25 protein-coding genes are annotated in these 23,989 nt (G+C 56.4%); 4 read left to right on the top strand and 21 right to left on the bottom strand.

Annotated elements, in window-relative coordinates; genetic code table 11:
- Positions 1-115 precede the first annotated feature (115 nt).
- The 4 genes from AC2FFA_RS16810 to AC2FFA_RS16795 are packed head-to-tail and all read right to left on the bottom strand — an operon-like array spanning position 116 to position 4,502.
- Entirely contained in the window at positions 116-1,609 is a 1,494-nt protein-coding gene (locus AC2FFA_RS16810; protein ID WP_496852472.1) for a cryptochrome/photolyase family protein, read from the bottom strand.
- A gap of 3 nt (positions 1,610-1,612) precedes the next feature.
- On the bottom strand, positions 1,613-2,857 hold the full coding sequence (locus AC2FFA_RS16805; protein WP_496852471.1) for an FAD-binding domain-containing protein: 1,245 nt from the start codon (positions 2,855-2,857) through the stop codon (positions 1,613-1,615).
- Positions 2,854-2,985 carry a DUF2256 domain-containing protein gene (locus AC2FFA_RS16800; protein ID WP_496852476.1) on the bottom strand — a complete coding sequence of 44 codons (132 nt, stop codon included), beginning with the start codon at positions 2,983-2,985 and terminating at the stop codon, positions 2,854-2,856. The genes AC2FFA_RS16805 and AC2FFA_RS16800 overlap by 4 nt, the downstream gene beginning before the upstream one ends.
- A 5-nt stretch (positions 2,986-2,990) precedes the next feature.
- Complete coding sequence (locus tag AC2FFA_RS16795) at positions 2,991-4,502, bottom strand: FAD-binding domain-containing protein (protein WP_496852470.1); 1,512 nt, start codon at positions 4,500-4,502, stop codon at positions 2,991-2,993.
- 673 nt (positions 4,503-5,175) lie between these two features.
- Between AC2FFA_RS16795 and AC2FFA_RS16790 the strand changes: the two genes are divergently transcribed.
- The gene (locus AC2FFA_RS16790; RefSeq protein WP_496852469.1) at positions 5,176-5,709 is read left to right on the top strand and encodes a thiol-disulfide oxidoreductase DCC family protein; all 534 of its coding nucleotides are present in this window, start codon (positions 5,176-5,178) and stop codon (positions 5,707-5,709) included.
- 174 nt (positions 5,710-5,883) lie between these two features.
- On the opposite strand, the gene AC2FFA_RS16785 is transcribed toward AC2FFA_RS16790, so the two are convergent.
- The 3 genes from AC2FFA_RS16785 to AC2FFA_RS16775 form a co-directional block, all read right to left on the bottom strand.
- Positions 5,884-7,125 (bottom strand): ABC1 kinase family protein, encoded by a 1,242-nt coding sequence (locus tag AC2FFA_RS16785; protein WP_496852468.1) that lies wholly within the window; start codon positions 7,123-7,125, stop codon positions 5,884-5,886.
- 84 nt (positions 7,126-7,209) lie between these two features.
- Positions 7,210-7,683, bottom strand: a complete 474-nt coding sequence (locus AC2FFA_RS16780) for a DUF427 domain-containing protein (RefSeq protein ID WP_117871557.1) — start codon at positions 7,681-7,683, stop codon at positions 7,210-7,212.
- A 189-nt stretch (positions 7,684-7,872) separates the two neighbouring features.
- Positions 7,873-8,880 (bottom strand): pyridoxal phosphate-dependent aminotransferase, encoded by a 1,008-nt coding sequence (locus tag AC2FFA_RS16775; RefSeq protein ID WP_496852467.1) that lies wholly within the window; start codon positions 8,878-8,880, stop codon positions 7,873-7,875.
- Positions 8,881-9,032: 152 nt separating this feature from the next.
- On the opposite strand from AC2FFA_RS16775, the gene AC2FFA_RS16770 reads away from it, so the two are divergent.
- Positions 9,033-9,788, top strand: a complete 756-nt coding sequence (locus tag AC2FFA_RS16770; RefSeq protein ID WP_496852466.1) for an N-acyl homoserine lactonase family protein — start codon at positions 9,033-9,035, stop codon at positions 9,786-9,788.
- 48 nt (positions 9,789-9,836) lie between these two features.
- On the opposite strand, the gene AC2FFA_RS16765 is transcribed toward AC2FFA_RS16770, so the two are convergent.
- From AC2FFA_RS16765 to AC2FFA_RS16720, 10 genes are all read right to left on the bottom strand, one after another.
- Complete coding sequence (locus AC2FFA_RS16765; RefSeq protein WP_496852465.1) at positions 9,837-10,565, bottom strand: SDR family NAD(P)-dependent oxidoreductase; 729 nt, start codon at positions 10,563-10,565, stop codon at positions 9,837-9,839.
- A gap of 549 nt (positions 10,566-11,114) precedes the next feature.
- Complete coding sequence (locus AC2FFA_RS16760; protein WP_496677482.1) at positions 11,115-11,570, bottom strand: SRPBCC family protein; 456 nt, start codon at positions 11,568-11,570, stop codon at positions 11,115-11,117.
- A 109-nt stretch (positions 11,571-11,679) separates the two neighbouring features.
- Positions 11,680-12,288, bottom strand: a complete 609-nt coding sequence (locus AC2FFA_RS16755) for a nucleotidyltransferase family protein (RefSeq protein ID WP_496852464.1) — start codon at positions 12,286-12,288, stop codon at positions 11,680-11,682.
- The gene (locus tag AC2FFA_RS16750) at positions 12,281-13,060 is read right to left on the bottom strand and encodes an XdhC family protein (protein ID WP_496677487.1); all 780 of its coding nucleotides are present in this window, start codon (positions 13,058-13,060) and stop codon (positions 12,281-12,283) included. Before AC2FFA_RS16750 ends, AC2FFA_RS16755 begins: the two co-directional genes overlap by 8 nt.
- Positions 13,057-14,238 (bottom strand): vWA domain-containing protein, encoded by a 1,182-nt coding sequence (locus AC2FFA_RS16745; RefSeq protein ID WP_496852463.1) that lies wholly within the window; start codon positions 14,236-14,238, stop codon positions 13,057-13,059. The genes AC2FFA_RS16750 and AC2FFA_RS16745 overlap by 4 nt, the downstream gene beginning before the upstream one ends.
- Positions 14,235-15,110: an AAA family ATPase gene (locus AC2FFA_RS16740; protein WP_117871575.1), complete on the bottom strand. Its 876-nt coding sequence runs from the start codon at positions 15,108-15,110 to the stop codon at positions 14,235-14,237. The genes AC2FFA_RS16745 and AC2FFA_RS16740 overlap by 4 nt, the downstream gene beginning before the upstream one ends.
- Positions 15,111-15,154: 44 nt before the next feature.
- Positions 15,155-17,581, bottom strand: a complete 2,427-nt coding sequence (locus AC2FFA_RS16735) for an aerobic carbon-monoxide dehydrogenase large subunit (RefSeq protein ID WP_496852462.1) — start codon at positions 17,579-17,581, stop codon at positions 15,155-15,157.
- Complete coding sequence (locus tag AC2FFA_RS16730) at positions 17,578-18,072, bottom strand: (2Fe-2S)-binding protein (protein WP_117871579.1); 495 nt, start codon at positions 18,070-18,072, stop codon at positions 17,578-17,580. The genes AC2FFA_RS16735 and AC2FFA_RS16730 overlap by 4 nt, the downstream gene beginning before the upstream one ends.
- A 12-nt stretch (positions 18,073-18,084) precedes the next feature.
- The gene (locus tag AC2FFA_RS16725; protein WP_496852461.1) at positions 18,085-18,939 is read right to left on the bottom strand and encodes an FAD binding domain-containing protein; all 855 of its coding nucleotides are present in this window, start codon (positions 18,937-18,939) and stop codon (positions 18,085-18,087) included.
- A 113-nt stretch (positions 18,940-19,052) separates the two neighbouring features.
- Positions 19,053-20,168, bottom strand: a complete 1,116-nt coding sequence (locus AC2FFA_RS16720) for an MHYT domain-containing protein (protein WP_117871583.1) — start codon at positions 20,166-20,168, stop codon at positions 19,053-19,055.
- Between the two features lie 206 nt (positions 20,169-20,374).
- On the opposite strand from AC2FFA_RS16720, the gene AC2FFA_RS16715 reads away from it, so the two are divergent.
- Together AC2FFA_RS16715 and AC2FFA_RS16710 are read left to right on the top strand one after the other, a co-directional pair.
- A complete protein-coding gene (locus AC2FFA_RS16715; RefSeq protein WP_496852475.1) occupies positions 20,375-20,713 on the top strand; it encodes a transposase in 339 nt (112 codons plus the stop codon).
- 150 nt (positions 20,714-20,863) lie between these two features.
- On the top strand, positions 20,864-21,088 hold the full coding sequence (locus AC2FFA_RS16710; protein ID WP_496852460.1) for a hypothetical protein: 225 nt from the start codon (positions 20,864-20,866) through the stop codon (positions 21,086-21,088).
- Positions 21,089-21,117: 29 nt separating this feature from the next.
- Here AC2FFA_RS16710 and AC2FFA_RS16705 read toward each other — a convergent pair whose 3' ends face one another.
- From AC2FFA_RS16705 to AC2FFA_RS16690, 4 genes are read right to left on the bottom strand one after another with little or no spacing between them, the layout of a single operon-like run.
- Positions 21,118-21,660 (bottom strand): DUF3833 family protein, encoded by a 543-nt coding sequence (locus AC2FFA_RS16705; RefSeq protein WP_496852459.1) that lies wholly within the window; start codon positions 21,658-21,660, stop codon positions 21,118-21,120.
- A complete protein-coding gene (locus AC2FFA_RS16700) occupies positions 21,657-22,274 on the bottom strand; it encodes a DUF3833 family protein (protein ID WP_496852458.1) in 618 nt (205 codons plus the stop codon). Before AC2FFA_RS16700 ends, AC2FFA_RS16705 begins: the two co-directional genes overlap by 4 nt.
- Entirely contained in the window at positions 22,271-23,494 is a 1,224-nt protein-coding gene (locus AC2FFA_RS16695) for an MFS transporter (protein WP_117871591.1), read from the bottom strand. The genes AC2FFA_RS16700 and AC2FFA_RS16695 overlap by 4 nt, the downstream gene beginning before the upstream one ends.
- Positions 23,494-23,979, bottom strand: coding sequence for a hypothetical protein (locus tag AC2FFA_RS16690; RefSeq protein ID WP_496852457.1), 486 nt, complete (start codon positions 23,977-23,979; stop codon positions 23,494-23,496). Before AC2FFA_RS16690 ends, AC2FFA_RS16695 begins: the two co-directional genes overlap by 1 nt.
- Positions 23,980-23,989: the final 10 nt, after the last annotated feature.

The raw sequence follows: 23,989 nt of genomic DNA, 5'->3' as shown, positions 1-23,989 counted from the left end.
GATTTGGATCATGCGGGGCCCTGGGACTTCGGTTTTGCGATACTGGATCTGACGTGATGCCAGTTTTTCTTCAAATGGTCTCAATCTCAGTCATGCGCTGCCATAAAGTCCACGCTCATGCCATCCGTCGCAAAAAGGCTTCAGCCGTCGTGACATGCTTATTTTTGACCTCTGGCGACATGCGCCCAGCCGTACGGCACATCATCGCCCAACGGGGATTGCCAGCAAGTCTATCGGTGTGTTTCAGGATAAAGCGCCAATAAAGCCCGTCCCATATGTCGGACCAAGGCCCTTTGCCCCAATGGCTCATTTTGCGAACATAGTTTGAACCGGAAAAGTACGGTTTGGTGGTGATTAACCCGCCATCGGCATGCTGGCTCATCGCGTAGGCATTTGGTACCATCACCCAATCATAGCTGTCGACGAACATTTCCATGAACCACCGATAGACATGGTCCGGATCAAGCTCACACAGAAACATGAATCCGCCCAGTACCATAAGGCGTTCAATGTGATGGCAATACCCGGTTTTGAGCACCCTTTTGATCGTGTCGTCCAGCGGATCAATACCAGTGGTTCCGTTATAGAAAGAGCGGGGCATGGGGCGGCGATGGCCCCAATGATTTGTTGTGCGCATCGGCACACCAAGGTTCTCATAGGTCGCGCGCATAAACTCGCGCCAGCCAGTGATCTGGCGGATGAACCCTTCTACCGAATTCAAGGGAATGCCCTTGCGATCCGCACGCGCCAAGGTAGCGTCCAAAACTTGTTTCGGCGTTAACAATCCAATGTTCAAAGCAGGCGTGAGAACGCCATGCCATAGCCAGTTTTCGCCCTCAACAATGGCATCTTCATAGTCGCCAAAACGTTCGAACCGCCGCTCCAGAAACTGCGCCAGCCAGTCGGACGCAGCTTTGTGTGACGTTGGATAATACAACGTTTCCAGGCTGCCTAATGCATCTGGAAAGTCAGCAATAACGCTCGCTTTTGCGGCTTCATCAACTGCGTCATGGTCAGGCCAGTCGATCGACGGAAGGTTGCCCAACAACGCCTTGGGTACTTTTTTGCGGTTTTCTTCGTCAAAGCTCCATTGTCCTCCGGTCGGTTGCCCGCTGTCCATCAACACATTCAAGCGGCGGCGTTGGCTTTTGTAGAACTCAGCCATGAGCCAACGTTTTCGACCGGCAAACCAATCCAGATTGTCGGCCCGAGTGTTCAAAAAGCCAGGCGATGGCTGGATATCGAGTGTGATATCGGTTTTGCCAGCCGCGGCCCGTAAACGCCTTTCTGCAATGAAGTCTACTGGATCAGCCATGATTATTTGGCTGACACCGCGATCACACAGACTCTGAAACAGTCGCAGACATGCGCCCGGCTGCCGCTCAAAGGGCCATATCGCGGCATCAATGCCCTTGGCAACCAAGCCATCGCGATAGCGCGCCATAGAGGCGCGGTGCAGCCAAAGCTTTTGCTTGTGCATCGTTGCGGGGTAATAGGCATCGCCAAAGAACAGAGGGTCTTCGAAAAGCACAACAGTATCTGGCCGGGCGGCCAGACCCGGGTGTTGGGCAAACAATTGGTTGGGGAGCAGAAGGGCGGCAGAGGACACGGGCTATGGCCTTTTTGGGGTGGCTAGGTTCATTTCGCCTAAGAACGATGGGATCTTCTTTCGAAGGCCGAAGAATCCGGCCCTTGCATGAGGCCATGTCATAGCGTCGTACGGCCGCATTACCCTGTTCAACGATAGGCCTGCGTCTCTCAATAAAGGTTCCGCACGATCCATCCTTGACCGGGAGGGACCGACAGGCGCATAGGCTGTTGCAATAGTCGTGACACCCGCATTCCGTGCTGCATCGATCAGCGGACCACTCCAGTCGTCAGCTGGTTTCGCGATTTTTCCGTGGTGTTCTAGAGCGCTGCTCATCGCGTCGGTGGCAAAATCCTGTACGACGTGCCCAATCGGGTTTGGGGACCGACCATGCGTCGCCAAAAGTCCAATCGCGGCAGCAGGAGATGTCGGCATTATGCAGTCACCTGACAGATCATCCTCCGTCAACAGTAACAGGTAAGGGCTGTCTGTGGGCATGTGAGGGCTTAAAAGGGGAATGAGCGGGTGATCTACCGGCTCGGTCAGCGGTTCTGCAGATTTGGCCAGGCCTCTCGGTTGAAACCGTCCTTCGGTATATCTGTCAATATTGTCAGCGCGCGCGAGGTAGTTTTTGCCTTTTGTGTGCAATCCGCCAACCCACCGCCAGCTCAGCGTGTTTGACGCGGGATCGCCGTCCAACAAGTGTCGTAAAAAGAAATCCGCGCCAAGCTGCCAAGGTATGCGGAGTGTAAAAATCCAAATTGAAGCAAACCACATGCGCGCATGATTATGAAGGTAGCCAGTCGCAACCAGTTCCCGCGCCCAATGATCGAAACAGTCGATGCCGGTATTGCCGTTTACTGCATCGTTGAAGCGCATCTCCAGGCCCTGATCATTTGCTAGTCGCTTACAAAAACTCAACAAGTCCCGCTGATACAGTGCCCAAACGCTGGGCCTTTGTTCCAGCCAGCCCTTGAAGTAAGTGCGCCAAAACACTTCTTGCACGAACTTTTCGGCCGCGTTGGAATTATGTGACGCTAAGACCCTTGTCAGTACCTCTTTCTCCGTTATCAACCGGTGGCGCAGCCAAGGTGACAAACCCGATACATTGCTGCGTCGCCCGGTCCCAAAATCGTAGTTCCGCGTACTTGTATAATGCCGACCAGTGCGGCCCACGAACTGCTTCAGCCTTTCCAGACCATTGGTGCGTGTGGGCTTGAAACTGATCGACTCTTTCGCTTCCGGAAGTTCTGGAAATTTCTCGGTCATGCGGCAGACCTGCATTTTTTCGAGCAGTATTTCACTTTATCCCAAACGTTTTCCCATTTCTTGCGCCAGGTGAAAGGGCGCCGACAGACCGGGCAGTTTTTTTGGGGTAAATCGGCTTTTTTCCGCATTTTCATCACTGGTCCCCCAAAGGCAGGCCGAGTTGCTTTTGATCTTGAGGCGCCCGCGCGACTTCGCGAGCATTCCGCGTGGTCTTTCGGCTAGCGTGTTTTGTCGCGATGGCTCGTGCTTCGGTGCGAAACTCCGCACTTCGGCGGACGCCCCAAACCCGCTCGCGCGCGGCCTTGGCTGCCGCGAGATGGTCAAAAACACGCTCTGGATATAGCCTTCCAAGAAATTGTTTCGCGTTTTGAGCCCTCCAAGGTTCGTGGATATGCTGATCTGCGACTTGGGACAATTCCGGCACCCATGTCCGAATGAACACTCCTTTTGGATCCTGATCATAGCCCTGCTTAACCGGATTATAGATGCGCACAGTATTGATGCCCGTGGTGCCTGATTGCATCTGAACCTGGTTCCAGTGAATGCCCGGCTCATAGTCGGTAAACATGCGCGCCAAATGCGCACCCGGAGCCCGCCAATCCAGCCAGAGATGATAACTCGCCGTGGCCATCACCATTGCGCGCATCCGAAAGTTGAGCCACCCCGTTGCTTGCAAGGACCGCATGCATGCGTCCAGAAAAGGATATCCCGTTTCGCCTTTGGACCATGCGGCAAGTAGTTCGGCATCTGGGGCATTCGGTCGAAGACCGTTGTAAAGTCGATGCAGATTTTCAAACTCAATCCGGGGTTCATCCTCAAGTTTCTGAATAAAATGGCAATGCCAATGCAATCGACCCGAGAACGAGCGAATTGATTTGCGCCAGTCCTTTGCGTGGGGCGGCAATCTGCGTCTCTGCTTTTCAGTAGCTTGCGCAACCTCGCGCATCGAAAGCGCACCCCAAGCCAGGTAGGGTGATAGCCGCGAACACGCAACGGCTCCCTCCAAGGGGCTGGACATTTCGCGTTGGTATCTTTTGCCACGGTGGGTCAGAAAGCTGTTCAGCCGTTCCAAACCCGCATTTCGTCCACCAGATTGACGACCAACGCACAGATCATCCCGCAAGCCTAGGTCGCGCGCCGTGGGAATATACCCTGGTTCTATGTCGATATGCTCTAACGCAACTGGTGAAGAAACGGGCCGAGCCATAAACCTATCCCAACGCTCCGCCCAGCCGTTGCGAGACTTGAGCCTGCGAAAAACGCCGTGGTTTTGCACTTCGTGCCACAGCACACCGTAATCCCTGCACCATGCAGCGACCTGACGGTCCCGCTGATACGTCCAACTATTTCCTGTTTCCTCGTGTGACCAAAGCACGTCAATTAGACCACGATCTTTCAACTCGGAAAGGACCGACACAATTTGCCCGGTGCGCACAACAAGTGGCTGGCCCAGTTTCCCAAGGTCTTTTCTTAACCCAGCGATTGTCTCTGCAACAAAGTCCCACTGCCGTGTCGACGCGTCGAGTTGCTGCCAAAGTTCCGGTTCAACCACATAGAGCGGCAGAACTGGCCCTACCTCAGACGCTTGCGCTATTGCCGGGTGATCATATACCCGTAAATCCCGTTTGAACCAAACGACCTGCACGATACCTCCGTTTTTCAAGTGTTGTACGTATGGCCACAAAAAATGGATCTTTGTTCCAGTCTCCTCCGCATTTCGCTGGCGACGTGGCTTTTGCAAAGGCACCATTTGCCTTCGACACTTGAAGGTCGGAAGTTGGCGCGAACTCACTGATGAGCGCCTGGCCAGGAGTATGAGACCTAGGCGAAGGTGACGTTGTTTAGTGACGCCGCCGGGCCCTAAAACACCAATCAAACAAATGGGTTAGCACAACTTAATTTTGTTCGAATTTCTGATTTCCAAGTAAACGATAACGAGACAACCTCGACGATCTGTACGTCACCAAGCTCTGTCGGCGGGGATGGCGGCGAGCTCCAGAACATCCACCCCGAAAGAACTGAAATGGGAGAAAGCTATATTCAAGCGGAACCATCTTGTTCGCGCGTCCAAAGCGGTAAGCTAGGCTCATGCAGTTTTTAGCTTCTTCGATCATGCGCTACGGAAATCACTGAACTTGTTTGATTGTCCTAGTCGATCTCCAGTGACGGCAACTTTTCGGTACTCTTCGGCAAACAGCGAGATAACTACAAGCCTCGGGCCTCATTTAAAATATTTGCCTGTGCACCTGCAATTCGGGCGAAGCTACGTTTAAGTTTGACTGGCAGCATCCCAAGTTGCGGCTTCATAACGCATCTGTATGCAGCTGCTGCACCCTCGTTTCTTCGGTTTTTGCGCTAGCTCTTGCAAACGTACAGGCGAAACCCAAGAGGCGAGGTCAAACAAAATGTTCAAAACAGACAACGCTGAGGTTGCGCTCACATCTGATGACGCCGATCAATCCTTTACTACGGTGTACTACGACGGATCTTGCCCGCTTTGCTCCGTTGAGATCGGGCATTATGCTTCTTGCAAGGGCGCTGAGCGCCTGCGGTTTGTCGACGTCTCAAAACCCAGTGCTCGTATTGGTGCAAATCTAACGCGGCAAGAAGCAATGGATCGATTCACTGTGCGTCGACCAGATGGAGAACTTGCATCCGGTGCGCGCGGGTTCACGGAACTCTGGGGTAATTTACCCAAATGGCGTTGGCTGGCACGTGTGGCAGGCTTACCGGGGGTAACGCCTCTTCTAGAGCTTGCATACCGGGTTTTCCTGCCCCTAAGGCCGACGCTTTCGAGGATCGCTTCTTGGTTCGGAGCGAAGCCGGTTGACAGGACGGGTTCGTCGACATGATCAACCTAGACGATGGTCATTTCTAAAGGCTTGATTTGCTCGTTAAAGGAGTTCTCGAATCCGCACTTGGCAACATTCGCGCCGTACTCGCGCTTCGTCTTGGGTTGGTCACGCGTATCAGTGACGCAGGTTTGTTATTTTTCGGCTTGTTGGTTTTGAGTTAATTGTGATCGTTCAGATGACATACTTTTCAAGCAGCGTCTTCAAAGGCAGCGAAGCACTCAATCGAGTGGCCAACATGAACATCCCCCCAATCTTTCGCTGAAGGTAAAGAATGTCCATTGGCATTTGGGGTGGGGCATACCCGGCCGCAGCCAGGGCCATACCTTCTTTGTTCAGGTGGTTGGAGAGCTTTCGGTCAGTAAAATCAAATTCATTCGCGGATAGGATTGCGGCGAAAACACTGCGGATCATTCCCAGGATCTGGTCGTCGAACGGGCCATCACCTTCAACAAGCTTCAATTGGATGGCGGCGTTACGAAGTGCTGCGTCATTTTCAAGTAAGCCTGCACGCAGCAGGTGCACATACCCGTCCATTGCAGATGATTGCAGTGTTCGGGTTGCGCCAAAATCCAAAAGACTAATCTTCCCATTTGACGCGTTGTATCGGTAGTTGGCAAAGTTCGGATCGCTTTGCATGATACCGAACTCGAAAATCTCGCGCAGCGTGAGCTTGACCAAGGCCTCGGAAACTCGATTGCGTTCCTCACTGGTTGCATCTCTCACCGTTTCGATGGAGCGACCTTCCAGAAAGGACATCGTTAGAACTTCTGGCGTGCTCCAATCTGGATAGAACTCTGGGATTTCGAACGCTTCATCGCCCTGCAATAGGTCAGCAAAACAGCGCATGTATTGCCCCTCGCGTTCATAGTCCGTTTCTTCATGTAATTGACTGCGCGCCTCTTGGATATATGGAGCCATATCAAAGCTTTTGGGAAGCAGACCTGACATACGAACCAGAGTGGCAACATTGGCCACATCGCTGTCGATACTGCGCGCGATACCGGGATATTGCACTTTGATCGCCACATCGCGCCCGTCTCTAATAGTTGCACGATGTACTTGCCCAATGCTCGCTGCCGCTATGGGCCTTACATCGAAGGTTTGGAAGGAGTTTCGCCAATCTGAACCCCAGGCTTGGTTCAGGACGTCACGCAATTGTTTCGGCGGCATGAAATGCGCCTGATCTCGCAGACGCGCCATGATTTCTGCCAGTTCAGCCGGTAAGACCTCACCTGCATCCATCGAAATCAACTGACCCACCTTCATCGCGGCCCCTCGCATGCGAGCAAGCCGATCCGCGATCCGTGTCGCGTTACCCGGTGTCATCAACAAACCACGCATATCGGGTCGCGCACCGCGACCGATCTCTCGCAGGGCGCGTACTGCCACGTTCCCCGCAATGCCTGCCGTCATGCTGCTCAAACCGGCAACTCGGACCAAACGGCTTGTAGGAACAGCCAAAGGGGTAGGCGAGGATTTAGGGTCGGGCATCAATTCTCACCAAAACTCGGTTCCAGGAGAGCCTTTGATGCGACCCTTTAAGTTCTCGGTGGCCCAGCCTCCATAGAAGTTCCCGGGTTGCGGGATCACACGGTGCTCACCAACAAAACAAGCGTCCATAAGTCCGGGGTAAAAGGCGAGATAGCCCTTAATCTGTTCAAATCTGGTGGTTGGTGCACCATAACTCCACGCAGCTTTCTTAGCCGCGGCCGCCCCGCTCTGAACGTCCCAGTAACTCGCAACACCCTTCCACTCGCAGTACGATTTACCCAAGGCCTTTGTCAGAACGGCATCAATTGTATGCGGTGGGATGTAGTAAGTTGGGGCGTGGTGAGTTTCGAGAACCAGAAACGCCTGATCGGTTTCCACGATTGTTTCACCGCCGAACTCTACTCTTACGGTACGCGGCACCGCCCGCAGCGCAGGTGGCCGCGGATAGTCTTGAACGTCTTCAGTTGTCAAAGCTGTCATTGCGGACTCGAAATGTGTATTCGGCTGTTCTTTCTGTGAGGTAGCGCGCCGACAGCGTTATTCTAGCGAGATAGCTTTCAACGCATGGCAGGTGAACTTGCACCAAAATTGGGCTTAGTGTCAGCGTGGAACGGGCAGCGTTATTTGACCGACTGTGCAGCCTGAACCGCCGAAATGAGTGTCCTAAATCTACCAGTTCGCCAACAGTTCGCCCATGCGCATAAGGCCAAGGTCGAGATTGGCAATAGCACCTCCTCCGACACCTAGTCGGATGTGGTTCTGCATGCCGTAAGACGAGCCCGGCAAAAGAAATGTCCGATAGGGATCGGCGAGCAAGCGTTTGGCAAAAACATCACCATCAATCCCGTCGAGCCGTGCCAATCCAATCAATCCAGCCTGAGGTTTGACCCAATCCAGGCAGGGCTGATCGGCAACATACCGATCAAGGCGTTCCAGCGTCTTAATCCCTGCTGCCCGCGCAGTTTTCAAAGCTTGATTATATCGGTCAGGCCTCAAGGCGATTTCGGCGATGACTTCGCCGAGAATATTCATAATTTCGCTAGAGTTTTCCCGCAGGATGATGGCATCCCACATCAAATCAGAATCACGGCAAACCATCCACCCAGTGCGTAGTCCTTGGAGCCCCAGTGCCTTGGAAACGCTGCCCGTCGTGATACCCCTAGGATACAAACCGGCTATCGAAGGGGCGCGAGACCCGTCCCACTCCAATCCAGCGTAAACCTCGTCAACAACCAGCCATGCACCTACGCGATCTGCAATTTGGACAAGCCTTTCCAGCTCTGTTTGGGCCATCAGGCGCCCGGTGGGATTATTGGGGTTGGTTACAAAGATCAGTCGAGTGCGTTCTGTTACTGCGGTCTCAACTTTGTCGAGCGGCAATAACCAACCAGCACTCTCTTCTCGGTCGACAACTTTGAGCGTCGCGCCGACTGCCTCTGCCAATACTCCCACTTGTGGCCAGCCCGGGCGTTCCGTTACGACTTCGTCGCCCGGTTGGACCAATTGCATGAATGCAAGATAATTGGCTTCTGCTGCGCCGGCGGTGATCAGGACGTCGTCTGGCTTGCAAACATCAGACAAGCCGGCGCGGTCCAAAACATGTCGTCGTAAAGCAGGCAGGCCCCGAAAACTCTTTTGGTTCCAATCCAACGGCAGCGCTGGATCCAGCGCATCCATGAAGTCACCCAAACGCGGCGACTCGGACAAGGAAAACCCAACGAAAGCTTCTGGATCCGTTTCCGTGGTATCCAGTAGGTACTGAAAGAGTGTGTGTATCTTGACTTTCATGCTCTACTCAAAACCTATGTAGTCAATCAGGGAGATAGTCTGTGCAAGCAGAGGGATTTGTCAAAGGGCGACCGATTGACCTTGCGGTTTTGGACTACGGGCTGTTCAAGGTCCATTCCACTGGCCGCATCATAGGTATCTGCGGGTTTCTGATCCGGACAGATTTGGGAGAATCAATACTCATCGATACTGGGTTTCCTGAAAAATATGCCACCGATACCGACGCCGCGGTCAAAGAAGATCGATTGTATGAGTTCGGCGACGTCTTGAAGTGTGAACCAGACAATCTTCCAAGCGCACAACTGGCAAAACTCGGGCTTATTTCGTCAGACATTACACTACAGATTTGTACGCACACCCATATCGACCATATCGGGGCACTGGGCGACTTTCCAAGCAGTCCAATTCTTATCTCTGCTGCGGAGCGAGCCTTACCCCGCCCGTTGTACTGGGGCGATATGCGGCCTTTGGAGTGGCCCAACCAGGATTATCTCTTAGTTGACGGCGACGTAGAGATTGGGCCGGGTATCTTAGTTTTGGCGGCGCCAGGCCATGCGCCAGGCCAGATCGCCGTGATGGTCCATCTTCCGTCGGGGGCGATTTTATTAACCAGTGATGCGATTTCCCGACCAGCAGAAATCGACGAGAAGTTTGCCGGGTCTTGGGACGAAGATGCAGCGATTGCCAGCGCAGAAAGGTTGATGCGCCTTGCATCCGAGCGAGACGCCTTTGTAATCTATGGGCATTGTCCAAGCCAGTGGCCTGTTCTGAAGAAAGCACCAGAAGTCTACAGCTGATCCCACCCCGTGGACCATTTTCCCGAAAAGTGATGTCGCACCCGAGAGTTATCTGACGTCGCGCCCTTGGTTCAGAATAATCACATTCCCACTGGAAACATCACCGGCCGGCGAAATGAGAAAACCGACCCAAGAGGCGATTTGCTCAGGCAGCATCGCGCGACCATGTGGCATGGCACTGACGGCTTTCTCCAAGACTTCCTCAGTTAAGACATTGAACAAAGGTGTTTCAGTCATGGCAGGTGCCAGCGAATTCACACAGATTTTTTCCTGTGCGTATCGACGGGCGAGGTCTTTCGTAAGGGTATCCATCGCCGCTTTTGACGCCCTGTAATGCGGAGGGTCAAACGCATCGAAATTATAAGCACCGTTCGATGAGATATTTACAATCTTTTTGATGCCTTCGCGTTCCAACATCAATTGGACCGCCTGCTGGCAACAATGGAACGCAGAGTTAAAGTTGATTGCCATCTGCTTTTCGAGTTCCTCGGGCGGAATACTCGGGAAGTCAGACATAAAGCAGGTGCCAGCGTTGTTTACCAAAGCATCCAGACCACCATTCTCTTCCTTAATGCCATCAAACGCATGAGCGATTGCAATAGGATCCGTTAGGTCAAGGCAGATAGGCGTGAAATCCGAACCTAACTCAGTTGTCATTTCACCTAGGCCCTCCTCGTTAAGGTCCAGTCCAACAACTTGGAACCCATCTGCCCACAGTTGGCGACAGATGGCCCGCCCCATCCCTCCCGCGGCGCCAGTCACAACCGCTGTTTTCATAGCAACTCCTCCCACCTTGACATGATTTTCGGATACTTCGATTTAAAGAAGGAAACTCACAACCCTTTCATCCGAAAGCCGCGAAAGTCAATTCTGCTTGAATTAAGTACGCGTCCGTTTTGGGCTCAAGCTAGACTTTGCAAAGTCCGCTTTCTGCGTATTGCTGTAGTTGGGGCATAGCGCAGCATCGGTCAAAGTGGACTCCGAAGTAGACATTCGCGGCACTCGGTGTGAATGACTGCTATGCGGACTATGCAGCCGTTTGCTCAGATTGGCCTAATGTCTGCTCTCTTCAAAAATCGCACGGTATGAGATTGCGTGTCTGTGTCTTGAACAACCGTTACGATTTCAGCCATTGCTGATACTGGAATGGGCGATGTGTCCTGAAACGACCGTACCAAGCCAATTGGTCCTCGAAATTAAGCCAGGCTCTCCTCGGGGATGCCCGGTTGGCGAAAAGAGACTTGTCACAGGCCGAAGAAGTGGTGGCTTTGCAAGCGCCGCCCCTTTGCAATGATGTCTGGCGCGTGCTGTGCCTGGATGAGATCGCTAGGCGATTGCGTCTTCATTGACCACATCAGCGAAGGATTTGAAGAATTTGGCCGCAAGTTTCTTGGCAGTGCTTTGGATCAGCCGGCTGCCCAGTTGAGCCAGCTTTCCGCCGATATCGGCCTTTGCCTGATACCGCAGGATCGTCGTGTCGGACCCGTCGGCTGTGAGCGTGACATCTGCGCCGCCCTTGGCATGCCCAGCGGCACCGCCATTGCCCTGGCCGGTCAGCGAAAAGGCATCCGGCGCGCCTGCGGTGTCGAGTTGGACGTCACCGCTGAACCTGGCCTTCACCGGCCCGACCTTGAGGACGACCTTTGCCTCCAGTTCAGTATCCGAGTGCTTGATCAACTCTTCGCAGCCCGGAATGCATTGCTTTAGAACCTCGGGGTCGTTGAGCGCGGCATAGACCTGCTCTTTGGGTGCGTTGATGATGATTTCGTCTGCCAGTTCCATGGGATGTCCTTTTAGCAACAGGGAAATTTGATGGTGGCCAGATGGCTGGCTTGCTCAGGTGTAAGTGCTGTCTTTCGGCGCAGTCGGGCTGCGATTTCTCGAACGAATTTCATGTGATCTGCTCCAGCGTGCCCGCCTGAAAGGCGGCATAGGCCTCGGGGGTGTCCACATCCATGTAAAAGCCGGGAGAGGCCAATGGGTGAAACTGGACATGTTCGGGATGGGTTCGGGTGAACTTCTTGCAGCCCAGTGATCTGGGGTTCGCCAGAAGCCGGGCACGCAAGTTTGCAGGCACCACGATCGGGTTGCCGCGCTTCTGATCGACCGCCGGAATGGAGATACGTGCGCTGTCAGTCGCCACGTGTGCGGCCAGCAATGACCGGATGTCAGCGACGTTCAGAAGCGGCTGGTCGCCCAATCCGATTAATACCGTATCGTCATCACGCGCCGCACGAAGCCCGCAGGCGACCGATGTGGGCTGACCGTCACCGTAAGCCGGGTTGAAAACCGTCTTGGCGCCACTGCCTGCAAGGGCTGTTTTGATCTCATTCGCCTGATGTCCCGTGACCACCAGCACAGGCCCCGCCGTGGCGGCGCCATAGACATCGACCATATGGCGGATCATTGGAACATCGCCATGGGGTAGAAGCAGCTTGTTCCGCGCGCCCATACGGCGCGAAAGCCCTGCGGCCAGTATGATCGCAGTGACATCACGCATCGGCCTGCTTCACCGCCGCGCGCCGATCCTGAACAAGTTGCGCCAGTATGGACAGGGCTATTTCCTCAGGCGTGACCGCGCCAAGGTTAAGACCCGCCGGGGCCTTTACCCCGTCGATGGCAGCTTGTTCAAAACCGTCAGCGCCTAGTTTTTCTGCAAGCGAAGTGTATTTTCTGCGGCTGCCCACGAAGGCCACATAGGTCGGTTGCGCGTTGAGCGCGGCCTTCAGGGCGTCAAGATCACCCTGCCCTTGCGTGGCAACAACCACAAAGCACTGCTGATGTGGTTTGCCTTGCACCGGGGTCGAAGACACAGACCAGTGAAACTGCGGGGCAAGCGCACTCAGCGCCTGTGCTACCGGTGATGCTCCCATGACAACGAGTTGCGGTGACGGCAGGCAAGGTTCGATGAAGATGTCGACCGTGCCACGAGAGGGGCACCCATTGCGGGCAAATCGTGTGCCGTCTACTTCATCGCCGGCTGCAACGCCTTTTTCTGCCAGCAAATCCTCGGGTGCGACAGACACAAGCTGTGGCGTGCCGTCCTGCAACGCCTGCAGCGCCGCGCGTTTGACGGCACCTCGGGTGCAACCGCCGCCGAGCCAGCCTTGCAGGATCGTCCCATCGGCGCTGAGCAGCGCCTTGGCCCCCGGTTTGGCGGCGGTGGAACCAGCGGTGCGCACGATGGTGGCAAAGGCAAAGGGTTCGTCCTTGTCGCGCAACTCCTGAGCGGCCTCGGCCAGGTCTGATGAAAGAATTTCGGCCGGGGTCATAGGCGTGCCAGCTCCTGTTCCAGCGCGGCCAGATCACCCAGCGTGTTGGCCGCTTTGAAGACATCCAGATAGGGAAGTGCCGCCGCCATGCCCTCGGCCACGGGTGCGTAGTCTGCCCAGCCTTTCAGCGGGTTGAGCCAGATCACCTTGCAGCCGCGTTTGCGCAGTTTTTCCAACGCGGTTGCGATCATGTCAGGTGCCTCTGTGTCGTAGCCATCCGACAGGATCAGCACGACGCTACGACCATCAACAAAGCGTTTGGCATAGGTGTCGGCAAAACGCATGAGCGATGGGCCGATCCTTGATCCGCCGCCGAACCCGTCGGCCATCAGTGACATCCGGCCAATCGCGCGCATCGCGTCCTTGTCACGCAGCGCCTCGGTGATGCGCACAAGGCGGGTGTGGAACAAATAGGCGTCGGCGGCTGTATCAGCCCGCATCAGGCCAGCGAGGAACGCCAGAAAAACTTTGGCATAGACGGACATGGACCCGGAGACATCGCACAGCGCCACGATCTTGCGGGTGCGGTCCGGGCGTTTCTTGCGCCACAGGCGCAGAGGCTCTCCGCCAGTGGCCAGGCTGTGGCGAATGATCTTGCGAAAATGCAACCGATCGCCTTTGCGCGCGGCAATGCGGCGGCGGGATCGCGTGTCACGCAAGGCAGCCCCAAGGCGGCGTGCGACGTCTTCGGCCTCGGCAATCTCTTCCGGGCGGACAAGGTCGCGCAGGTCACGCCGGTTGAGGTTGCGTTGTGCGGTGGCGATCAGCTTGCCGGTCCCGTCGCTGTCGGACGCCCCGCCTGTGTCGTCCGGGGCCGTGGAGGTTCCTGATGCGCCCGCGTCTTCGCCCTTGGCATCGCGTGAGGAATGCACGTCATCGCTGACCGGGGACGACGGGGTGGGAACGACCTTCTGCCGCACGCGGCCCATGTCCATCCAGTAGCTGTCGAAAAGGTCGTCGAACCTTTCATACTCTTCCTTGCAGCCCGTGCAGACAGCGCGCAAGGCACGGCGGCTGTCGTCGGGGCGGATGGCGTCCACCTCGTCCAGCGCCTTCAGGGCAAGGTCCGCTTCGGCCACGCCAAGCCACAAACCGTTGTCGCGCAAATGAGCGATGAAGCCCGCGATCCGCGCGGCAGGGCCGGGATCGCGGCCAGCAAATTTCGTCACCCGGCTCATGCGGCCTTGCCAGCGATACGCCCGGCCACCTCTGGTGTGATCTGGGCCTGATCGCTTTGGGTTTTCAGCAACGTCGTCAGCGTCGATTGAAGGACCGCGGGGTTTTCGGTCAGATCAGCGATGCCAAGACCCATCAACGCCGCGGCGAAATCCAGCATTTCGGCCACGCCAGGGGTTTTCTCCAGTTCTTCTTGGCGCAGCTTTTGCACAAATCCGACGATCTGCTCGCCCAGCCGAATCTCGACGTCGGGGCAGCGGGCCTTGAGAATGGCCAGTTCGGTCGCACGGTCCGGGTATTCCACGAAGGTATAAAGGCAGCGGCGACGCAGGGCGTCAGACAGGTCGCGGGTGCCGTTCGACGTCAGGATCACGACCGGGCGGCTTGTCGCCGTGATCGTGCCCAGCTCGGGGATCGACACTTGATAGTCCGAGAGGATTTCCAGCAGGTAGGCTTCGAACTCCTCGTCCGCCCGGTCAATCTCGTCGATCAAAAGGACCGGGGGCGTTTCCTGGGTAATGGCCGCCAGCAAGGGGCGTTCCAGCAGGAAATCACTGGAAAAGATGCGGTCTTCTAATGCCTTGCCTGTTTCGCCAGCCTCGGAGGCCGCCCGGATGGTCAGCAGTTGCCGCTGGTAGTTCCATTCGTAAATCGCCTGCGCCGCGTCCAGTCCTTCATAGCACTGCAGCCGGATCAGGCGCGTATCCATTACCGTAGACAACGTGCGCGCGATTTCGGTCTTGCCGACACCTGCCGCCCCTTCCAGCAATAGCGGACGGCCCAGCGACAAAGCCAGTTGCAGCGCAACGGTCAGATCGTCCGAGGCCACATAGCCTTCGCCAGCCAGCGCGGTTTTCAAGTCAGTCCAGGTCATTCGGGTCTCCGTAGGGCGAAGATCACCCCGCCCTACCAAAGGGATCAATCGTGCAGGCCAAGCTCGTTGGCCGTGCGCCAAATCCGCCAGTGATCATGCGGCATATTGGTATGCCGGTTGCCGAAGGGGCGGAACGCGTCCTGCACCGCGTTCGAGAAACAGGGCACGCCGCCCACGTGCGGGCTCTCGCCCACGCCCTTTGCGCCGATCGGGTGATGCGGGCTGGGTGTGACGGTGTAGTCGGTTTCGTAGTTCGGCACTTCCCATGCCGTTGGCAGGAAGAAGTCCATCAGCGTGCCGGTCTTGACGTTGCCCATGTCGTCATAGGCAATCTCTTGCCCCAGAGCGACGGCGAGGGCTTCGGTCAAACCACCATGCACCTGGCCTTCGATGATCATCGGATTGATCCGCGTGCCGCAATCGTCCAGCGCATAGAAGCGGCGAATTTCCGTCACACCCGTGTCGACGTCGATGTCCATCACACAGACATAGGCTCCGAACGGATAGGTCATGTTGGGCGGGTCGTAATAGCTGACGGCCTCAAGCCCCGGCTCGATCCCCGGAATAGCCTGGTTGTAGGCTGCAAAGGCGATTTCCTTCATCGTCTTGAACTTTTCAGGCGCGCCTTTCACGACAAACCGATCAACGTCGAATTCCACGTCATTGTCGTGAACCTCAAGCAAGTACGCCGCGATCATCTGCGCCTTGGCGCGGATCTTGCGGCCGGCCATGGCCGTGGCTGCGCCTGCCACAGGGGTAGAGCGCGACCCGTATGTGCCGAGGCCATAGGGTGCTGTATCGGTGTCGCCTTCCTCGATGGTGATGCTGTCGGCAGGCAAGCCAATTTCCGAGGCAAGGATTTGCGCGAAGGTTGTCGCGTGGCCTTGCCCCTGGCTGATCGTTCCCAGGCGAGCAATCGCCGACCCAGTCGGATGGATGCGGATTTCGCAGCTGTCGAACATACCAAGCCCAAGGATATCACAGTTCTTTACCGGGCCGGCGCCGACAATCTCAGTAAAGAAGCTCAGGCCAATGCCCATCAGCTTGCGCGTCTTGCCAGCTTTGAAGTCCTCGACCCGCTGGGCCTGTTCGGACCGCAGCCCTTCGTAATCGACTGTCTTGAGCGCCTTATCCCATGCGGTGTGATAATCGCCGCTGTCGTACTCCCAACCAAGGGCGGCGGTGTAGGGGAACTGCTCCTTCTTGATGAAGTTGATCCGGCGCAGCTCCGCTGCGTCCATGTTCAACTCTATGGCCAGAACCTCGATCATGCGTTCGATGAAGTAGACCGCCTCGGTCACCCGGAACGAGCAGCGATAGCTGACGCCGCCCGGGGCTTTATTAGTGTAGACGCCATCGACCTCTAGATAGGCGGTCGGGATGTCGTAGGAGCCAGTGCAGATGTTCATGAAGCCCGCCGGGAACTTTGTGGGATCGGCGCAGGCATCAAAGCCGCCGTGGTCGGCTGTCACATGGCAATGCAGCCCGGTGATTTTGCCGTCCTTGGTGGCAGAGATCTTGCCGGTCATATGATAGTCGCGGGCAAAGGCGGTGGTCATCAGATTGTCCATCCGGTCTTCGATCCACTTTACGGGCTTGCCCGTGACGATCGACGCTACGACCGAGCAGACATAGCCCGGGTACGCGCCGACCTTGTTGCCAAAGCCGCCGCCAATATCGGGGCTGATCACGCGAATGTTGTGCTCTTCAATGCCCGAGATCAGCGACACGACCGTCCGGATCGCGTGCGGCGCCTGGAACGTGCCCCACAGCGTCAGCTTGCCGTTAACCTTGTCCATCGACGCCACGCAGCCGCAGGTTTCCAGCGGGCACGGGTGGGTGCGATGGTAATACATGCTTTCAGTCGCAACGACCTCGGCGTTGGCGATGACCTCGTCCGTTGTGCCCTTGTTGCCCGCGTCCCATGTAAAAATGTGGTTGGGATGTTTGCGGGGTCCGTGTGCGCCATCGGGAATTGACCCGTCTTCGCCAACAAGATCTTCGCGCAGCACCACATCCGATTGCAAAGACTCGAACGGGTTCACGATGACAGGCAGTTCTTCGTAGTCAACCTCGACCGCCTCGATCCCGTCAGCGGCGGCATAGCGGTCTTCGGCGACGACATAGGCGACTTCCTGGCCCTGAAATAGCACCTTGCCATCGGCCAGTACCATCTGCTTGTCGCCCGCCAGCGTCGGCATCCAGTGCAGCCCCAGCGGCTCCAGATCCGCCGCTGTCAGCACGGCCAGAACGCCGGGCACCTCAAGTGCGGCAGCGGTATCGATGCTCTTGATCCGTGCATGGGCGTAGGGAGAGCGGACAAAGTCGCCAAACAGCATGCCATCCAGCTTGATGTCATCGACATAGTTGCCCTTGCCTTGGGTAAAGCGCGCATCCTCGACCCGCTTGCGCGAGCAGCCCATGCCTTTGAGATTGTCGACACGTTCTTCGCGGGAAATATCGTCCTTCATTCTGCGGCCTCCTTGGCTGCATTCATTTCGGCTGCGGCGGCCTGAATGGATTTCACAATGTTCTGATAACCCGTGCAGCGGCAGATATTGCCGGCCATACCAAAGCGGATTTCTTCCTCGGTCGGGTTGGGAATTTCTTCCAGCAGCTTGGTCGCCCGGGTGATCATCCCCGGCGTGCAATAGCCGCACTGCAATCCGTGGTGTTCTTTGAACGCCTCTTGCAGAGGGTGAAGGTTTTCAGGTCCGCCGAGACCTTCGATAGTTGTCACCTCGGCGCCATCGGCTTGCGCCACGAACATGGTGCAGGATTTCACCGACTTACCGTTGATTGTGACCGTGCACGCCCCGCAGTGGGATGTTTCGCAGCCAATGTGCGGCCCGGTGATGTTCAGCCGTTCGCGCAGCGTATAGATCAGCAGTTCGCGCGGTTCGGCCAGGAATTCCTCGTCCTTGCCGTTCACGTTCATTTTGATGTGCATTTTCTTGGACATGGTGTGTTCCTCTTACGCCCGCGACCAGGCGCGCTCGATGGCGCGGCGCAGGATGACGCCCGCCACATGATTCTTGAATGCGACGGGGCCGCGGTTGTCTTCGGTTGGGTCGATATCGCCCAGCATCGCAGCCACTGCCGCGTCCAGTGCGGCGGCATCGACAGATGTTCCCACCAGCGCGGCGCCCGCATCCTCGGAATAAACCGGCGTGTCGCATAGGTTCGTCATAGCGATGGAGGCGCTGACGCACGTTCCGCCGTCCTTGACGATCTGCACAGCGGCGGCGGCCGTCGCGTAGTCGCCGATCTTGCGCTTTTGCTTTTCGTAGGCGTAGCCGCCAGCTGGCGTGGGGATGGTCACGGCGGTCAGCACCTCTTCATCCTCGCGCGCGGTCATGTAGGCGGCCTCGTAAAACTCCCGCGCGAGGATATCACGCTCGCCATCCGGGCCGACCAAGGTGAACACCGCATCAAGGCATTGCATCAGACCCGGCATGTCATTGCCCGGATCGCCATTGGCGACGTTGCCACCGACGGTGCCCATGTAGCGGACTTGAGGATCAGCGATCTGCAAGGCAGCCTCGCGCAGGATGGGGGCGGCATCCGCGAGGCCAGCATGGTCTATGATTTCGGCCTGCGTGACCATCGCGCCGATCCGAACGCCGTCGGCACCTAGTTCGATATCCGACATACCTCCGACATCTTGAAGGTCGATCAGGTGTGGGACTTCCGCCATGCGAAGTTTCATCATCGGAATCAGACTGTGCCCGCCTGCCATGACGCGCGCGTCATCTCCGTATTCTTCAAGTACAGCCAGAACGCCAGCCATATCCTGAGGACGGTGATATTCAAATGCCGCTGGAATCATCGGCTCTCCTCCCTAAAGCGAATGCTCAGTGTCGGAGGAAGTTTGCATGCGACAGCAAGCCACATCACCAGAAAATCAGTGAAACACAGGTCTTTTGCACGAAATGCGCGTGCTCACGCACCAATTGCGCCGCCCTGCGACGCAAGCACGTCCTGAACAACCTTCAGTTTGGAACGGCTAACGGGTGCGGGCGGCAGATCACCCCTGTCGAAAAGGCAGCGCCCTTTGTCCTTGGTTCTTTCAAACCGCGAGACGCGGGCAGGGTTGACCAAGTAGCTGCGATGCGTCTGCAGGAACCCCAGCGGCAAGAGGCGTTTGGAAGCCACGGTGATCGGCCAGACACAGAACAGCCGTTCGTCCTCGGTATAGATCTGCGTGTAGTGCCCATCGGCACGTACGAAAACAACGTCTCTTGCCCTGACAAAGACTTTGTTGCCGTCTGCCTCGCAAGGGATCTGCAGATCCGCCTTCAGTTCCGGCTCGAGCTTCGCTCGCTGGTGTTGCTCTTGTGATCCGGGCGTGACGAGATACGTCACGCTGACCCAGAGGCACGCACCAAAGATCACAAAGCTGAAGAAGATCACACCAAGTGCCAAAGTTTCATTGCTCATGGTGGGGCCAAATTCAGTAGCGGTGGACGCTTGCACAAAATTGGTTTCCGCAATCGCCAGAAAATGAGCCGAGCAAACTGCAATCGCAAAACAAATCGTCCCAAGCACGATGTTGCGGTTCGTGCGCTTTCCGTAGGCGATCCAGAAGGCAAGAATGCATAGCCCGATGGCCACGATGGAAGAAAAGACGACACCCGACGTCGTATAGACCGCGCGGCACAACTCCAGACCGGCCATGCCGATATAGTGCATGACCAGAATGCCGGTCCCGACAACGCAGCCGGAAAGCGAAATGATGAGCGGTGTGCGGTCAGCGAAATGCAACAGGATCAAGGCCGCGCCAACAAGAAGGATCGCTGACAGAGCCGACACCAGCGTGATCGCCGCATCGTAGTAGAACAATATCGGCAGCTTCAAACCCAGCATGGCCACGAAGTGCATCGCCCAGATGCCGCCCCCCAAGGCGACGGCCGCAAGCGCGATCGACGCCTTTTTTTGAAACATCGGTTTTTCTGACAGATCGCGGGTCAGCGAAAGACCTGTGAACCCCGCGACAAGTGCCACGACGCAGGACATTGCGATCAGGAAGCTGCTATGGTCGACGGTCAGAAACTCCATGCTGAAGAGGATGGCCAAGACTCAAGCGATTTGCAATCAGTGCCGTTCGCACGGCCTCCATCGCTTGCCTTGGAGTGCGGTCAGCGACAGCCGTAACTCTAAATGACTGCAGGCTCTGCGGCTGATACGCTAGAGCTGCAGAAACCCAAATGCAATTGTCCGATAGAAGACATTCAAGTACTTTGCTGCATTCGGCACTTTGGGCTCTGAGCGACCTTTGTTGGCTGACCGACGTGCAGATGGCGAAGCGCGCGCCCTTCTTCCCGAAGTCGCACGGCAAGCCCCGAGGTGATGACAATCGGGTGTTGAGTAGAATTATCTTCATCAATCGCAATGGTTTGCGCTGGCGAGATGCCTCTGGCGAATACGGGCCTCGCAAGACACCGGTCAAGTACGACAAGCGCAGATTCAAGCGGCGAAATCGCATCGAGATTATGTTTGGCAGGCTCAGGGGTTGGGGGTGCGTGGCGACACGCCATAATCGTTGTCCCAAGGTCTTCATCTCAGCAATCGCACTCGCGGCAACCGTCATCCTCTGGTTATGAATACTGACCCTAGGTATACGAGAGTGGTTAAGCTTTCCTCTCAACGGATGGTAGAAAGCCTCATTTTGTCCATAAAAAATTGTCTTTTTCTGGGAAAACCATTAGGTTTTATGAAAATGGTGGAAAACACCGGAGGCAGTAAGAGAGCAGATGCCAAAACCGAAAACACGTGTTTTGCGGACAAGGGTCCCTGCGCGCCTCATGGGAAAAAGGGATGGTCTGTTTTTCCTGTGGGGACAGATAGAGCGCGCGCGTTTGAAAATCGAAGACGGCGAACGCCCTGATGGTGCAGCTTCGAATGGGGCACGAGTAGACATGGCTGGCGAGGCCCAAGGATCAACGGCGGCATTGGTGGACGAATTCATCTTCTACTGACTTTTGTGATGAAGCTGAGCCTGACGGGTCTACTTTTTCTCGAAAAACAGGATAACTTCACCCAGGCGTACGCCATAGCGTGAGACGTACGCACGGTTCAGCAGGCGGTCGTCATCCAGCAGCCACATCCAGTCGTCAAACGTGACGCTCATGGTTCCGTCCTTGATCGGCAGGTCGATCTTGTATTTCCAGTTGAACGTATCCCCGCGTTCAATCCCGCTGGCGGCGCCCAGCACGCCAGGGGCCATACCGATCCAAGTATCTTCTCCGGTCTTGGTCAATGCCCAGATGCGTTGCTCAGTCGCGCCATCATCGTAGACGAAGTCTTCGATCAGGGTCAGGGTTTCGCCGTTCCAAGTGCCGTCAATGTCGACCTTGAATCTGCGAGGGATGTTCCCCAGAACATCCTGAAACTGACCGTAGGCCACGGTTTCACCTTCAAAAAATTCCTCGAGGTTCAACTGTCGGTCAGAAAGAAAGGTATTTGGTACCTTCGGTTTACTGGAGCAGGCCGTCAGAAGCGCGAGACTCGCGATGGCGACACAGGCGATCACGGAGCGAACGGTGATCATTGCAACGGTTTCCCGTCCGAAGTCGCGTCATATCCGTTCGAACCAATTGCGTGGGTCGGTTTTGATTTCGGGTTTGCACGCATCGTGGCCACAAGTTCCGCGACCTTGATGCCAAATTTGCGCATCTCGGACCGGTTCATGATGACGCCATGTTCTGTAAGATACATCCAGTCGGTGACATCCAGAGTATGCCCGCCAGCGTCTTCGGGCAGGATGATGCGATAGGTCAGTTTCACGGTTGACCCCGAGATGACACCCCGGCCTTCGCCCACGATATCATCCGCCATTGCCGTGAATGTGTCTCCGGTTCCCAGCGTCAGATACCATTTGCGGGTCATCTGTTTTCCGTTTGAATAAGTGAAGTACTCGGTCAGCGTGCCCGAGTTGCCTTGCCAGTCGCCGGCCATGCGGGCGACAAAGCTGTTCGACATTTTGCCGTCGGGGCCATAGATCAGGCCCTCGGACACGATTTCTCCATTCAGTTGTTTTTTCAGCGAAAAACTTGGCCCGGTACCACTGTAATCGGACGGAGATTGCGCACGAAAGCTCAGCAGTCGGGTGCGGATGAATATTGCGATCAGAAGGACCAACAGGATGATGGCGATAGCGTTCATTTGCTTGTGACCTCGGTGGGCAGGGTCAAGACCATCCCGAACGCCCCGACTTTCAGGATGCAGGGCAGCACCGCATAGGCAAGATTGAGTGTATCCAGTGCCTGTGCTGAATTGGTTTGACCAGGGGTGAAACCGCTGCGTTCCAGCAGCGGCAGAGTGAAAAAAGCAGCCAGGGCGAGGCCCAGCTTGCCAGCGAAGGACCAGATGCCAAACGCGGCCGACGCGTTCAGCCCGGCCCGGGTCAGGACGACCGAGAACATCGCGGGCAACACGACCATGTCCGCACCAAGGGCCGCGCCCGAGGCGAGACAGATGACGGCGAACCCGGTAAGGTTTCCCGCGCTCAGTGTGGCCGCGCCGATAAAGCCAGCGATTGAGAGCGGCATCGCGATTATCAGAGTCTGTTTCGGGCCAATTCTGTTGCTGAGCTTTGCCCAGAGCGGGACGCTCGCGCCTGCGCTCAGGAAGAACAGGATCAACAAGGGGCCTGCTTTGCCCGGCAGTTGCAGCCGGTCTTCCACAAAAAACAGAAACAGGGTGGAGGTGATGGCGACCGGGAGGCTGTTTACCAAAGCCAGTGCAAGAAGGCGCAAGCCGCCAGCCTGACCCAGTCCAGAAAAAGACAAACCTGTTCCTGTTATCGGGGTCCGTCGCCAGATCGGGACTGTCAGCACCAGAGTCAGAACGGATAGCAGCCCCAGAAACGCTCCGAATGCGGGGTAGCCTTGGGATTGCGCGCCGAAAGCAACCAATAGGGCTGGTGCGCTGGCTGCGATGACCACCCCGGTCAACTGCCCGCCTTCACGAAAGGCGGCCAGTGTCATCAGTTCTTTCGGATCGGTTCGCTTTGCCAAAGTTGCGCTGCGACCGTACAGAAGAATGGTTCCCAGGCTGTATGCCGAGAACAGCAAGATCAGGATTGCGACCAGTTCCGGCACGCTGGCACCCTGCGGCAGATTGAAAAGCAGGGGAAACCCGACCGCCAGCCCCAAAGCCGCCATCGCCGCAAATACAAGCTGGCCACCGGGCCATCTGTCAATTGCCCAACCAATCAGCGGGTCCTGCACCAGATCCACCAAACGGATCAACAGCAGCACGGTACCAATGACCCCAAGGCCAATACCCAGGTTCACGGCTGCAAAGCGCGGCAAGTGGATATAAAGCGGAATACCCGCCGCAGCGAGCATCAGCGCATAGAGGCTGACCCGGGGATAGAGCATCACCGCCCCTGCAGCCTTCGCGTGAAAGATGCTGACCGCGTGTTGTCCCCTAGGAATACGGACATGAAACTGCGCTTGATGCCTGGATACGTCATGGTGCAGGTCTTTTGCCCGTTCAGCCAGAAACTGACCTTGTCGGGGCCGTCAGAAACCGCCAGATAGCTGTCCCCTTTTGCCACGGCTTTGAAGCACCGGTCCAGTTGGTCGCGAACGGGCACTGAACGGCCGATGCGGTCCATCTCCTCAAGCGTCGAGTTGACCAGCGCTTTCTTCTTGATGTTCTTGCGGTAGGTCAGTTGCAGGGCGATATCTTCGCTCCAACTGAACGGCGCACCTTTGGGCGTATAAAGCTTGGCGTCATAAATCGGCAAACCCAGATACCGGAAAGTCGCGGTTCCGCGCAGTTGCGCATCGTTTAGACCTTTCGTGACCGGCGATGCAGCCAGACCCTTGGCGACCATTAAACAAAGTGCAAGAAGCGCCACGCGCCATATC

The organism is Ruegeria sp. YTSB088, from assembly GCF_059609825.1.
Note: the sequence above shows the minus strand (reverse complement) of the source record. Positions and strands in the feature narration are given on the sequence as shown.